12 protein-coding genes, 1 tRNA gene and 1 other RNA gene are annotated in these 14,167 nt (G+C 41.5%); 12 read left to right on the top strand and 2 right to left on the bottom strand.

The window, feature by feature from the left end; all coding sequences use genetic code 11:
• Nucleotides 1-27: 27 nt before the first annotated feature.
• Complete coding sequence (locus tag AC2SLM_RS01095) at nucleotides 28-783, bottom strand: TSUP family transporter (RefSeq protein WP_486551460.1); 756 nt, start codon at nucleotides 781-783, stop codon at nucleotides 28-30.
• A gap of 405 nt (nucleotides 784-1,188) precedes the next feature.
• Here AC2SLM_RS01095 and nhaA point away from each other — a divergent pair, with 405 nt between their 5' ends.
• From nhaA to pdxJ, 11 genes are all read left to right on the top strand, one after another.
• A complete protein-coding gene (nhaA, locus tag AC2SLM_RS01090; protein WP_486551458.1) occupies nucleotides 1,189-2,388 on the top strand; it encodes a Na+/H+ antiporter NhaA in 1,200 nt (399 codons plus the stop codon).
• A gap of 57 nt (nucleotides 2,389-2,445) precedes the next feature.
• The gene (locus tag AC2SLM_RS01085) at nucleotides 2,446-3,012 is read left to right on the top strand and encodes a DUF2799 domain-containing protein (RefSeq protein ID WP_486551456.1); all 567 of its coding nucleotides are present in this window, start codon (nucleotides 2,446-2,448) and stop codon (nucleotides 3,010-3,012) included.
• A 372-nt stretch (nucleotides 3,013-3,384) separates the two neighbouring features.
• Entirely contained in the window at nucleotides 3,385-3,783 is a 399-nt protein-coding gene (locus AC2SLM_RS01080) for an MliC family protein (RefSeq protein WP_486551454.1), read from the top strand.
• Between the two features lie 162 nt (nucleotides 3,784-3,945).
• Nucleotides 3,946-4,319: RNase P RNA component class A (rnpB, locus tag AC2SLM_RS01075), an RNA gene on the top strand.
• Between the two features lie 137 nt (nucleotides 4,320-4,456).
• Nucleotides 4,457-4,533: transfer RNA gene (locus AC2SLM_RS01070), tRNA-Met, on the top strand.
• A 290-nt stretch (nucleotides 4,534-4,823) separates the two neighbouring features.
• Nucleotides 4,824-6,626 carry a translation elongation factor 4 gene (lepA, locus tag AC2SLM_RS01065; protein WP_486541677.1) on the top strand — a complete coding sequence of 601 codons (1,803 nt, stop codon included), beginning with the start codon at nucleotides 4,824-4,826 and terminating at the stop codon, nucleotides 6,624-6,626.
• Between the two features lie 156 nt (nucleotides 6,627-6,782).
• A complete protein-coding gene (gene lepB, locus AC2SLM_RS01060) occupies nucleotides 6,783-7,907 on the top strand; it encodes a signal peptidase I (RefSeq protein ID WP_486541679.1) in 1,125 nt (374 codons plus the stop codon).
• A 213-nt stretch (nucleotides 7,908-8,120) separates the two neighbouring features.
• Nucleotides 8,121-8,942 carry a ribonuclease III gene (rnc, locus tag AC2SLM_RS01055; RefSeq protein WP_486541681.1) on the top strand — a complete coding sequence of 274 codons (822 nt, stop codon included), beginning with the start codon at nucleotides 8,121-8,123 and terminating at the stop codon, nucleotides 8,940-8,942.
• A gap of 136 nt (nucleotides 8,943-9,078) precedes the next feature.
• A complete protein-coding gene (gene era, locus AC2SLM_RS01050) occupies nucleotides 9,079-10,119 on the top strand; it encodes a GTPase Era (RefSeq protein WP_486551453.1) in 1,041 nt (346 codons plus the stop codon).
• A 105-nt stretch (nucleotides 10,120-10,224) separates the two neighbouring features.
• Entirely contained in the window at nucleotides 10,225-10,980 is a 756-nt protein-coding gene (gene recO, locus AC2SLM_RS01045) for a DNA repair protein RecO (RefSeq protein WP_486551451.1), read from the top strand.
• A 132-nt stretch (nucleotides 10,981-11,112) separates the two neighbouring features.
• Nucleotides 11,113-11,862, top strand: coding sequence for a pyridoxine 5'-phosphate synthase (pdxJ, locus tag AC2SLM_RS01040; RefSeq protein WP_486541687.1), 750 nt, complete (start codon nucleotides 11,113-11,115; stop codon nucleotides 11,860-11,862).
• Between the two features lie 16 nt (nucleotides 11,863-11,878).
• On the opposite strand, the gene AC2SLM_RS01035 is transcribed toward pdxJ, so the two are convergent.
• Nucleotides 11,879-12,451, bottom strand: coding sequence for a pilus assembly FimT family protein (locus tag AC2SLM_RS01035; RefSeq protein ID WP_486551449.1), 573 nt, complete (start codon nucleotides 12,449-12,451; stop codon nucleotides 11,879-11,881).
• A gap of 535 nt (nucleotides 12,452-12,986) precedes the next feature.
• On the opposite strand from AC2SLM_RS01035, the gene AC2SLM_RS01030 reads away from it, so the two are divergent.
• The gene (locus AC2SLM_RS01030; protein ID WP_486551447.1) at nucleotides 12,987-14,153 is read left to right on the top strand and encodes an OmpA family protein; all 1,167 of its coding nucleotides are present in this window, start codon (nucleotides 12,987-12,989) and stop codon (nucleotides 14,151-14,153) included.
• Nucleotides 14,154-14,167: the final 14 nt, after the last annotated feature.

The raw sequence follows: 14,167 nt of genomic DNA, 5'->3' as shown, positions 1-14,167 counted from the left end.
TGGTTTAAAATGGTTTTGATTATTTAATTAGCCAAACACATATTTTGCGACCATACCTAGACAAACGAGCACAATAACAGGACGGATAATCTTACTACCGCCTTTGACCACCATATGTGACCCTCCATAAGCACCAATGGTTTGCCCAACCATCATGGCTAATCCAACCTTCCATAATACATTGCCACCAATAATAAAGAATATTAAAGAAGCAATATTGGTCGATAAGTTTAAGACTTTGGCCGTACCTGTGGCTGCGATAATTTGGCGTCCGCGTAGCGCAATATTCCCTAAGGCAAAGAACATGCCCGTTCCTGGGCCGACATAGCCATCATAAAAACCGATGAGTGGGGTTACGAGTCGTTGCCACATAGATTCTGATATTCTCGGTTCGGCTTCTACTTCACCCAAACTTGGCGCAAATAGTGTGTATATACCAATGGCTGCAATTAAAAAGGGAATCAGCTTTTCTAGCATATCAGGTGGTGATAATTGAACAGCGATAGTACCTATCACAGCGCCAATAAAGGCGCCAGCAATGGCTAACTTGATTTGACGTGGGTCGACTACGCCTTTTTTAATCATCGTAATAGAGGCGGCAAAAGCGCCAGACGCAGCTTGAAGTTTGTTGGTGCCAAGGGTTAAAACGGGAGGAATATTTGCAAGTAACATAGCTGGGATAGTTAGTAGACCACCACCACCTGCGATAGCGTCAATAAAGCCAGCAATAGTGGCCACTGCTGTCAGCATCAAAATGATGTCAAGTGATAAGGAGACGTCCATAGTCACACCCTAGAATTCGTTAAATATGGTTGATTAAATTATTTGTTAAATTTGGCGCATTTATATCAATGACACAAAACCGATGAATTATAGCACGCTGCAAATGACGAGATAGCGATGATAGAGCTGCTCATTTAGATTGTTTTCTGATTAAACATAAAGCGATTAAGTCGTGAGCTATAGAAATTTAAGCTGAATATTGACTATATATAAGAATGCTAGAAATGAGGGTAGTAAAAGGAGTAGACAGCACTAATTGATAATAGTTGGCACAATTAGGTAACCAAATTTTATCTCGATTAGTACCTCTTTTCTGCTACCATAAATACAAAATATTGACACTTATAAATGACTTAAATAGCTTTATGGGTCGTAAATCACCCACTAGAAAGACAGAGAGGACACATGCTTGTACAAAAATTAAAGAGGTTTTTTGCTTTTGAGGCAGCGGGAGGTATTGTACTTGCCTTCGCCGCTATTGCCGCCATGATAGTGGCAAACTCGCCGCTGCATGATTGGTATACCTCCTTTATCCATGCACCAGTGGTTGTACAGGTAGGGGAGTTGGTCATCAGTAAAGATGCGCATCACTGGATTAATGATGGGCTAATGGCAGTGTTTTTCTTCTTAGTAGGGCTTGAGCTCAAGCGGGAGGTATTGATCGGTGAGCTCTCCAATATCAAGCAGATTATCTTACCGGCAGCCGCAGCAGTGGGCGGTATGATAGTGCCGGCTTTGGTTTATTCCGCCTTTAACCACTCTAATCCGGCGCATTTAGCCGGTTGGGCGATTCCAGCGGCTACAGATATTGCGTTTGCCATTGGTATCTTAAGTCTACTGGGTAGCCGAGTACCCAATTCGCTAAAAATATTCTTGGTGTCTATCGCTATCTTTGATGATATCGGTGCCATCTTGATTATCGCTTTATTCTATACTAGTGATTTATCGTTGACCGCATTAATGGTTGCCGGACTGTGTTTACCCTTTTTATATATTCTAAATCGCCGCAACGTCACCTCGATTACACCGTATATTTTCTTTGGTATTATTATGTGGATTGCGGTCTTAAAGTCAGGGGTGCATGCGACTTTAGCTGGCGTGATACTGGCGTTGTTCATTCCTATGGTCGATGCCGATGACCCAGAGCATTCGCCGCTAGAAGACCTTGAGCATGATTTGCATGGTACGGTTGCCTTTGCGATTTTACCGCTGTTTGCTTTTGCCAATGCGGGCATCTCTCTGAAAGGTGCAGGGTTCGATCAGCTATTTCACTCAGTGCCTTTTGGTATCGCGGCCGGTTTATTCATCGGTAAGCAGGTCGGTATTATGCTGATGTGCTGGATGATTATTAAATTTGGTTTGGCGCAATTGCCGAATGGTACCAACTTTAAGCAAATTTATGGCGTGTCGTTACTATGTGGTGTCGGTTTCACAATGAGTTTATTCATTAGTGGTCTGGCATTTGGCGGTGTTACCGAAGGCTTTGATCCGCGTTTGGGTATTATCCTAGGCTCGATTATCTCAGGTATTACTGGTTATTTATTGCTTAAAACCACACTAAAAGATGATACAGACAGTACCGCTTTAGATTTAACCAAAGTATAAACGGATTTAAGTAAACGCCCAAATTTGGGCGTTTATATTATCAAGGAGAAAAAGAGGATGATGCGATTATTGGCAGTAGCAGCTATCAGCGCAGCCGTATTAACAGGGTGTGCTACTTTATCAAAAGAAGAATGCATGACCGGTAATTGGCAGGCAATTGGTTTTGCCGATGGCGCAGCAGGGCATAGCTCAGATTATCTTAATCAACATAATAAAGCCTGTGCAAAGGCCGGCGTGGCGCCTAATTATCAAATGTGGGAAAGAGGCCGACAGGAAGGGTTAAAGCAGTACTGCACCAAATCTAATGCCTATCAGCTTGGCAGACGCGGCACACAAATAAGCGCAGTATGTCCTGCATCAATCACTCCAGAGCTTGAGCGGATTAACGCTGATGGGCGCAAATATTATGGACTGAACAAGCAGCTGGCTATCGAAGAAAAACGCCTTGAGGAGTATCAAGAAGAGTACCGTAAATTGCGTGAAGGCGATAATTTAGACTTTAAGAATGAGCGAGAAGCGCGAACCTATTTATTGCAGCTGCCAAAGAAAGCGCAGGCTATCGATACGCGTATTGATAATATTAAGCAAGCACTGACTTATCTAGAAGAGCATTACGGATATTAAAAATTGCCAGTAAATAAATAAGATAGCTAATAGACTAGATACTTTAAATTGATGAAATTATTTCTGTATAGTGTTTAGTTAAGCTAATACTATTTACTACAATTAAATTTCGTTTACATAACTTAATCAAAATTATGAATAAAGTACCAAAAGTGACGATAATCGATAACAGACAAATATTCAATTCTATCTATAATTGATGATAATAAATGACTTGTTGATAATAATACGACACATTGGTTGAAGATTGACTAGAGTACGGCTGACAGATTTAGATAATTAGATAAACTGAGTATAACAATAAGCCTCTAGTGAATCAGATTTTAGAGTCAAATCCTTCTCTTTAAACCTATAAACTCATGGAGCTTATTTATGAAAAAATTACTTGCTTTACTACCTGTTAGTGTTGCATTAGCCGCTTGTGCAACTGGTCAAACCTACACCAACTCTACTCCTACTGCAGAACAACAGGTCAACAAAGCTTATGATCGCATGGCGCCAGAGCGCTTTGTATGTGAAGATAATGCTACTGTGATGCCAAAGTATTCACTAGATGGTCAACAAGCTATGGTGACCGCAAGCTTACCTAAAGCAAACTGGAACAACCAAACTTTGGTTATGAATATCGCTCCTTCTGGCTCAGGTGCGCGTTATGTTAATTCGGATAACCCTAACGTTACTTATGAATGGCATACCAAAGCAGATAGCGGTCTTATGGGCCTTACATGGGCTGACGGTAATGAATATATCGTCAATTGTGAACGTCAATAAGCCAATAAGTAAAATTATCTAAATTTTATTGTTAGGTTCTTATAATGATCTCCAACAGCCATTGTTCATTGAACAATGGCTGTTTTAGTGTTCAGGTAACAGTGGTTTAATAAAAGCCAAGTTTTTCTATCTTATTTTTTATGGTCTGTTATAATACATCGCTTGGTAAACCAGACGATCGCCGTTTTGTATTATACAGAAGGGAGGAAAGTCCGGGCTACATAAGGCAGCGTGCCAGCTAACGGCTGGGCGGGGTAACCCGACGACAAGTGCAGCAGAGAGAAGACCGCCTCAATAAAAGCTTTAGAGCTTAGCTCTTAAGTAAAGAGGTAAGGGTGAAAGGGTGCGGTAAGAGCGCACCGCATGGCTGGTAACAGCTCATGGCAAGGTAAACTCCACGCGTAGCAAGACCAAATAGGTGTCCATTACTTGTCGCCTGCAGGGGACACGGGTAGGTTGCTCGAGCGTACTGGCAACGGTACGCCTAGATGAATGATCGTTCTCGACAGAACCCGGCTTATCGGTTTACCAATACTATTTTGTACGGTCTTTTAGTAAGATAAAAACAACGCAAAATTGGCTGTTTATTATCTGCTTTAGTCATTAATTTAAATTAAATGCGATTTAGGGGTTGACGGCTTAAGTAATTTTAAGCATAATACCGCCCTCAAATGGCGATGTAGCTCAGCTGGTTAGAGCGCACGACTCATAATCGTGAGGTCAAGAGTTCAAGTCTCTTCATCGCCACCATATTCGACACTCAGTGTCTAAATTAGCCGATTACTTTACTGAGTAGTTGGCTTTTTTTATGCCTATTCAAAATACTTAAGCTTTTCTCTATTCTCGGCAGTTTATCTACTCCTTTTATCAAGACGGACGACTTTTATCAAGACGGCCGACAGTTAGAGCGGCCTTTCATCACTGCCAATTCGCATTTTATTTATACCACTTACAAGATAGCTTAAAGCTGTTAGAATAGCGGGTACTAATATACTTTATTTATCCATTTCTGAACTTAACAACGTAGGTAGCCGCAAGACGTGACCGCATTAGCAAATATTCGAAATTTCTCAATCATTGCCCATATTGACCATGGTAAGTCTACCTTGGCTGATCGCTTTATTCAGACTTGTGGTGCGCTACAAGATCGTGAAATGCAGGCGCAAGTTCTAGACTCAATGGATATCGAGCGTGAGCGCGGTATCACCATTAAAGCACAGTCCGTGACTCTGTATTATGATCATCCCAATGGTGAGCGCTATCAGTTAAACTTTATTGATACGCCAGGTCACGTTGATTTCTCTTATGAAGTATCACGCTCATTAGCCGCTTGTGAAGGTGCGCTTTTGGTCGTTGACGCGGCGCAAGGCGTGGAAGCACAGTCTGTTGCCAACTGCTATACCGCAGTTGATTTAGGTCTGGAAGTTCTGCCTGTACTAAATAAAATTGACTTGCCGCAGGTTGAGCCTGAACGTGTGATTCAAGAAATTGAAGACATTATTGGTATTGAAGCTGATGATGCACCGCGCGTTTCTGCTAAATCGGGTCTGGGTGTCGATGAGCTACTTGAAGCCTTGGTAGAGCGTATTCCTGCACCCACAGGTGACCGTGAAGCCCCATTACAAGCTTTGATTATTGACTCTTGGTTCGATAACTATTTAGGCGTGGTGTCTTTGGTACGTGTGCGTCAAGGCACGCTGACCAAGGGTGATAAGATTTTAATCAAATCAACCATGGACTCACACTTAGTGTCATCAACCGGTGTGTTTACACCGAAACCGCTTGAAACTGGCAAATTAGAAGCCGGTGAAGTGGGCTTTGTGATTGCCGGTATTAAAGATATTCATGGTGCGCCAGTGGGCGATACTATTACCCATGCCAAAACACCAGATGTAGATTTAATTCCAGGGTTTAAACAAATTACCCCTCAGGTCTATGCTGGTTTGTTCCCTGTTGACTCCAGTGACTTTGAAAAATTCCGTGAAGCGCTACAGAAGCTACAAATTAACGATTCTGCCTTATTTTTCGAGCCAGATACGTCAGATGCGCTAGGTTTCGGTTTCCGCTGTGGCTTCTTAGGTATGCTGCACATGGAGATTATCCAAGAGCGCCTAGAACGTGAATATAATCTTGACTTAATTACTACCGCACCGTCGGTTATTTATGAGATTAAGAAGAAAAACGGTGAGGTATTATTAATTGATAACCCATCTAGACTACCAGATCCAGGCTTCGTTGAAGAGTTCCGTGAGCCGATTGCCCGCTGTCACATTTTAGTGCCTCAGGACTATTTAGGTAACGTGATGACCTTATGTATGGAGCGCCGCGGTGTTCAGGTCGATATGCGCTTTATGGGTAAGCAAGTTCAGTTGATTTTTGATATTCCACTGGGCGAAGTGGTTATGGATTTCTTTGATAGATTGAAGTCTGTGTCACGTGGCTTTGCCTCTCTTGATTACGAATTTGACCGTTATGAAGTAGACAAACTGGTTAAAGTCGATGTTCTGATTAACGGCGATAAAGTCGATGCGCTTGCTATGATTTGCCATCAAGAACAAGCCCGTTATCGTGGTAATCAGCTGGTTGAGAAGATGAAAGAGCTGATTCCTCGTCAGATGTTTGATGTTGCGATTCAGGCGGCTATTGGAAGTCAAGTTATTGCCAGAAGTACAGTTAAAGCCATGCGTAAAGATGTTCTTGCCAAGTGTTATGGCGGTGACGTGTCTCGTAAGAAGAAACTGCTTTCTAAACAGAAAGAGGGTAAGAAGCGCATGAAGCAAGTGGGTAGTGTTGAGATTCCACAAGAAGCCTTCCTTGCCGTGTTACAAGTTGATAATCAATAACTCAAAGCAGTTATAATATGATAATGACCGCTATGCTGATTTGATTAAACAATATTGAACCGTAAAGGGCAAAAGTATCAAGCGACCAAATAAGCAAAGGGCTGGACAAAGTGAGTATGCGCATCGTGCAAATAGTTAAGAGGTTAGGGCTGTAATATGGACTTTGATTTTAATGTAATTTTAGTGCCGGTAACCTTAATTCTTGGGTTGATTTGGCTGCTTGATAAGTTATGGTTTAAACAGCATAAAAGCGGTAGCACGGCTACTAGTAAAGAGGTCAATGCTGCTCAAAAAAACCTAGCCACAAAAAAACAAGCTTATATTGATGCGCTTGCACAGTATGGTCATCAGCAAGATATTGCAAACACAGACTTAGATGCTGTTGTCGTAGATGATGCGCCTATGCCAGTTAAGCAGGCGGAGCGAGAATATCGTGAGGCCAAGCGACAAGCAAATATTGCTACCTCGACCCAGTTATCGAAGCCATCAAATGAGAACTTTTTAATTCGTTGGGCACACGATTACTTCCCTGTATTAGCCGTGGTATTGATTGTGCGCTCTTTTATCATTGAGCCGTTTAATATTCCATCGTCCTCTATGGTGCCAGCGCTATATACCGGCGATTTCGTGGCAGTTAATAAATACGCTTATGGTATTCGTTTGCCACTAACTTATAATAAGGTTATCGAAACCGGTGATCCTGAGCATGGCGATGTGGTGGTTTTCCGTTATCCTGAAAACCCTAAGGTTTACTACATTAAACGTGTGATTGGTTTGCCAGGCGATACGGTAAGCTTTAATAATGGTCAGTTATCTGTTAATGGTACAGAGGTACCGACCAAAGCTGTTAACTTTAGTGCGGACGAGTCATTAACAGAGCGTTTATATACGCCTGTTAAAGGCAGTGACCCGAGTCGTGAGTGGGATCTATCGCCACAAGACGCGATTCGTGTGGCACAAGAGGAGGAGAGTGGAGCAAGCTATTATCAAGAACAGCTTGGCGAGCATACTTATCTACGCCGTTACTTAGCTCCGAGCCTACAGCAAGGCGGATATTCAGAGTTTTTAGAGCAGCCGATGACCCATGAAGGCGGCTGGGAAGTCACCGTTCCTGAAGACAGCTACTTTGTGATGGGTGATAACTCAGACCGTAGTGAAGATGGACGCTATTGGGGCTTTGTTCCAGATGAGAACCTAGCCGGTAAAGCGGTTTATGTATGGATGCATAAAAAGCCTGGCTTTAATTTACCAACCTTTAGTTATAATCGCTCTATTGATTAATGGCGATCTAAAAACTCAGCGATGAAATGGAGTACAATAGCGGTAACACAAACTGTTTTATCGTTTATTGACTAATTGCCCTGTACTGTTGAATGAAATGGTAGTAGGGCAAATTATCCTAAATACATCCAATATAACTCAACTTCATTCACTAAATACGTTGTATTTATCCTCCCATGGATTAGATAACTGCGACTAACGTGCCCAATACCTATGCCAAAAACCTTTGAGAAAAAAAGTGGTGACAGTAATAAAATTATTGAGATGGCTGAAATAGCGAGTAAATCAAAGCAGCCGCCTAAGCAGCGTTATACTAATTTTGAACAAGGCTTGCCAGTATTACAAAAGCAGCTAGGCTATAAGTTTGAAGACATCAGCCTAGTTAAACTGGCATTAACTCATCGCTCATTTGATGGCAAAATCAACTACGAGCGCTTGGAGTTTTTAGGCGATGCCTTATTAGGTATGATTATTGGTGAGGCCTTATATTACCAATATCCTAAGCAGGATGAAGGTCGCTTAACGCGTATGCGTGCCACACTGGTACGTCAAGAATCGTTAGTACTCGTGGCACAAAAACTAAATCTATCATCGCATCTGATTTTGGGTGTGGGTGAGCGCAAAGGCGGCGGACGTGAACGCGCCTCTATTTTGGCGGATACCGTAGAGTCTTTGATTGGTGCTATTTATCTAGATAGCCAGAATATTGACATCGTCAAAGCATGCGTCCTTGATTGGTTTGCAGAGCTGATTGATAACGTTAACGATCAGCGTGTACTAAAAGATGCGAAAAGCCGACTGCAAGAGTGGCTACAAGGCTATAAGTTTGAATTGCCTAATTACGATTTGTTAGAAACCCAAGGCAATGCGCCAAACCAGATATTCGTTGTGCGCTGTGAAGTAGATGTGCCGCATAGCAAGGCAATTATTGAATCTGGTGAAAGCCGCCGTATCGCTGAACAAAAGACTGCTGAGAAAATGATTAATCAGCTAAACAAACTGGTCAACGACCGCATTATTAAAGTAAAAGCCTAATATGGGTGTAAATGTAGCATAAGTTTTTACGCTTGATACTTATACTAACCAACATTGAATACATTTTAAATTTTAAACAGACTATTCAAAGCACGTCATAGTGCTTTTGTAATTACGAAATCGGATAATATTATATATGACAAACGCACCAAAAGATAACACTGACTTAAACGCTGAAAACGAAGTAAGTCAGGACCTAAGCGAACCAACAGACAATGTGGTTGATAGCTTTTTTAATAACAATGTTGCAGGCGGCTCTGACGACTATCGTTCAGGCTATGTCGCTATTGTTGGTCGTCCAAACGTAGGCAAATCAACCTTGATGAACCACATGTTAGGGCAAAAGCTGTCGATTACTTCACGTAAGCCGCAAACGACCCGTCACCGTATCCACGGTATTTTATCAAATGAAGACATGCAGGCGGTGTTTGTTGACACACCTGGTATTCATAGCAATGAGGTGCGTTTGATTAATGAGCGCATGAACAAAGCAGCTATTTCAGCTTTAGTGGATGTTGATCTGGTACTGTTTGTGGTTGATGGCGAGCAGTGGCGTGAAGATGATTTATTAACGCTAGAAAAAATTGGCGAAACCAACACGCCCGTTGTGTTGGTTATTAACAAAGCCGATACTATCAAAGACAAAGGCTCAATTCTGCCCTTGATTGAAACATATAACGAGAATTTTGAATTCGCTGATATTGTGCCAGTTTCTGCATTGAAGAATCAGAACCTAGATCGCTTGAAAGAAGTAATTTACTCGCATTTACCACAAGGCGCGCCGATTTTTGATACCGAACAAATCACGGATCGCAGTGAGCGTTTCTTGGCTAGTGAAATTATTCGCGAAAAAATCATGCGTCAGTCAGGCGATGAAGTACCATATGATTTAACGGTACAGATTGATGAATTTAAAGATGAGCCTGCGCATATTGATCCTAAAACAGGCCGTAAGCGTAAAGCGGTTACCTTTATTGATGCGACTATCTTCGTTGAGCGTAATGGTCAAAAAGCCATTGTTATTGGTGATAAAGGCTCACGTATTAAACAGGTCGGTATTGCCGCGCGTGAAGATATGGAAGCCTTATTTGAGCGCAAAATCATGCTTAACCTATGGGTGAAAGTGAAGCAGGGTTGGTCGGATGATGCGCGTGCACTCAGCAGCCTAGGCTACTAGAATTAATAAAAGAACAGGGATGTTAAATAGTTATGGCCAATTTTGATATGGCGAGTTTACCGTTATCTCCTACTCTAGTTTTTAGACTATAGTGGGTGAGCGCCCATGCGTAACGAGCCATTAAATGCTTATAGCCTGCATCAAAGACCTTATCAAGATAAGCGGACAATCTATTATTTATTGACCAAAGAGCATGGCGTACTGCATGGGATTGGTAAAAAAGGTATCCCGCAGTTCGTGCCACTTACGCTATTCGCCACAGGTAAAAAGTCTCTTAAAAACTTTCAAAGCGTTAATATTGCAGAAGCGGTACCCAGTCTGATTGGCCAACAACAATACGCTGCCTTGTATGTGAATGAAATTACGCTGAAATTGCTGCCAGTAGAAGACAGTGTACCGACTATCTATAAGCAGTATAGTGAAACGATGCAGCAGCTACAGCAGCCGCTCAGTCGTGATGCACTGAAATTAGTGCTGCGCGTCTATGAGTATGTGTTATTTACCGAACTAGGATTTGCGATTGATTTAGAGCAAGACAATCAACAAGTTAAGATTGAAGCTGATCAATGGTATCGCTTTGGTGCAGATAATGGTTGGACGCTGATATTGCCTTCTCATTCAGAGTTCTTTGAAGTAAGTAATACCGACACTAGCTCTGAGTCAGCTACGCCGCCACTTTCAAATAACGCTATGCAAGCACCCACGTTGCTGGGCAAGTCGATTATTACAATGCGCTCAGGCATTAATTTGCAAACACTCAATGATTGGTCGCTTGTGCATAAGCAACTGATTGACCATCTATTTGACTATCAGCCGCTTCAAAGCCGTATTTTATGGCAACAATTTTATCGCTATCAGTAGCTGATATTTTGTTATTTAAAAATAGGTTTGTACGAGATAAGCGATGCTAGATGCTAATCTGTGGACTCACACTTCCTGTAACTCCCAATATTGATTATTCAACTATAATTATAACTTTATAGGATAGCTTGTATGACAACTCAAACTCTTCCTTTGCTAGGCGTAAATATTGATCACGTGGCAACTCTGCGTCAGGCACGTGGTGTGAATTATCCTGATCCGGTAGAAGCTGCTTTGGTTTGTGAGCAAGCTGGTGCTGATGGCATTACTCTACATTTGCGTGAAGACAGACGCCATATACAGGATAATGACGTTTACCTCATGAAGCCCAAACTTAAAACACGTATGAACTTAGAGATGGCGATGACATCAGAGATGCTCGATATTGCACGTGATGTGAAGCCTGAATGGGTATGTTTGGTACCTGAAAAGCGTGAAGAGCTAACCACAGAAGGTGGTCTAAATGTCGCTGTTCAAGTCGAGGCGCTTACGACATACATTCAAAAGCTGCATGAAGTTGGTATTAAAGTATCGTTGTTTATTGACCCAGAGCCTGCACAAATAGAGGCAGCTATCGCTGCTAAGGCCGACGCTGTCGAGTTGCATACCGGTCAGTATGCGCAAGCGACATTAATAGAGAATAACTCATCAGATATCGATAGAGAGTTTCATAGAATCAAATCAGCGGTTGCTTATGCGCACGATTTAAATGAGGGTTTAATCGTTAACGCAGGTCATGGATTAACGCGAGATAATGTGACGGCTATTGCCAATATTGAGGGTATCTATGAGCTAAATATTGGTCACGCGCTAATCGCTGACAGTGTGTTTATGGGTCTAGAAGGTGCAGTCAAAGCAATGCGGCAAGCGATGCATCAATAAGCTCATTGCCTGAGAGTTAAGGACAGCCAGTTGCCACAAGCGCAGGAGATTTGTAGCGATAATTGCCATGCTGATTAATAGAAATCTGATACATATTTGTGTTTAAGCCGTTATTAGGACAGTATTTGATATGCCCAAAGTGTCCACGTGGCAACCCCGTATCTGCATAAAACTTAATATAGTCACGCCGCCCTGCTCTTAAATAGATCTGCCCATAATTTAAATCTAGTGACTGCTTACTTAAAATAGTATCTATGGCACTATCGAATTTATTATTTAAATTATGATCGGTGAAGGTTAATAGATACTCAGAGTTATTTTTTTGGCAGAGGTTATTATTACTGGCAGGGCAGAGTATAACGTTTTGATGACGTATTAAGCTTTCTGCCTTAGCCTGCCTAAAACCGTTAATAATATGACGTTGCACCTCGTCTGCCTCATAAGCTCGAAGAGTAGAGATGAACGATGGAATGGCGATAGCACTTAAAATCGCCAAAATAGCGATGGTCAATATTAATTCTAGGAAGGTAAAACCTCTTTGCAGTGACCGTATTGGCAGATAACGAATAGGTCTGGCACTGTTTGTCATACAAAGGCCTTAAAAGAATCAGCGGAAGAGTAACAGGAAGGCGTCTGCTGATTATAGACAGCCGTGATTGACTCTATTGAGTCATGGTAAATAGGTGAATATTTAATATACTCAGTTAAGCATGATGGTATTGATTAAAAGTTAATTATAACTTAATGTCAAATTTTGTTACATTTAGTGAAAAATGTCTGTCAAAAGATAGAAGTATTTTGTCACATGTATTAGAATTGCCATTAATAACTGATGAAACACATAACTATTTTTAGACTATTATCTTAATTAACTTAATTTATTGTCCTTTCCACTACCAATCTATCTGTCACATATTTAGATTGTGGCTACTAAGTATATCTATAGTACCTTTGTGTATGTAAAGAGACAGAGTCAAAAAAATATGTTGTAAAATATTTAATTTGTATATAAGCTATTATGCGATAGTGTAAATTAGTGTCCAACTCTATTTTAGTGAGTAGGGTGTCTACAAATTAGAGATACAAGTGTTTTTTGCACACAAACAGTCCCTTGGAGGAAGTTTATGAAACTTAACAAAATTACTTTAGCTATACTTGCTGCGGCAACTGCTGTACCAATGATGGCATCTGCTGGTGTAACAGTGAGCCCATTACTATTAGGTTACCATTACACTGAAGCTGACGATGATGACTATGCAAAGGAAGTTGGCTTCTATCAAGAAGATGATCTATATACTGGTGCTGCACTAGGTATCGAACTAACCCCATCAACTCAGTTTCAAATTGAGTACGGTGTTACTGACTCTGATGCTTTAAATCGCAATGATGACAAAATTGGTGATGCTGAGCGTGAAATGATCACTGGTAACTTCCTAATTGGTTTCGATCAATTCTCAGGCTACCGTGATTCTGCATTCCGTCCATACGCTTTAATCGGTGCTGGTCAGCAGAAACTTGAAATTAAAGATTCAAGTGGTAACAAGGCTGAAACTAAAGATACTATCGGTAACCTAGGTCTTGGTGCTATGTACCGCATCAATGACGCTTTAAGCCTACGTGGTGAAGCGCGTGCTATCCATAACTTTGACCATGATTTATGGGACTATATGGGTCTAGCTGGTCTAGAAGTTGTTCTAGGCGGTCACTTAGCTCCTGCAGTTGTTGCACCACCACAAGCTGAACCACAACCAGTAGTTGAGCCAACTCCAGTTATTATTATTGAAGCTGACCAAGATTCAGACAATGATGGCGTAATCGACAAGTTAGATCAGTGTCCAAATACTCCAGCTAACGCTGTTGTAGATGAGAGAGGCTGTCAGAAACAAGTTCTAATCGATGACGAACTGAAAATGGAACTACGTGTGTTCTTCGATAACGACAAATCAGTTATCAAAGATCAGTACAAGCCAGAAATCGCTAAAGTAGCAGAGAAGATGCGCGAGTATCCTAACTCTTCAGCTAGCATCGAAGGTCACGCCTCTAAGACTGGTCCTTCAGCACGTTATAACCAACGTTTATCTGAAGCACGTGCTATCGCTGTTAAGACTGCACTTACTAACGAATTCGGTGTTGCTCCTAACCGTTTAAGCACTATTGGTTACGGTTACGACCGTCCAATCGCACCAAACGATACAGAAGAAGGTCGTGCAATGAACCGTCGTGTATATGCTGTTATCACTGGTAACAAAACCATGACTGTTGACCAAACTAAAGATATGCAAGTACAATAATATCTTAAGTTGTT

The organism is Psychrobacter sp. CX16 (assembly GCF_057396245.1).
Note: the sequence above shows the minus strand (reverse complement) of the source record. Positions and strands in the feature narration are given on the sequence as shown.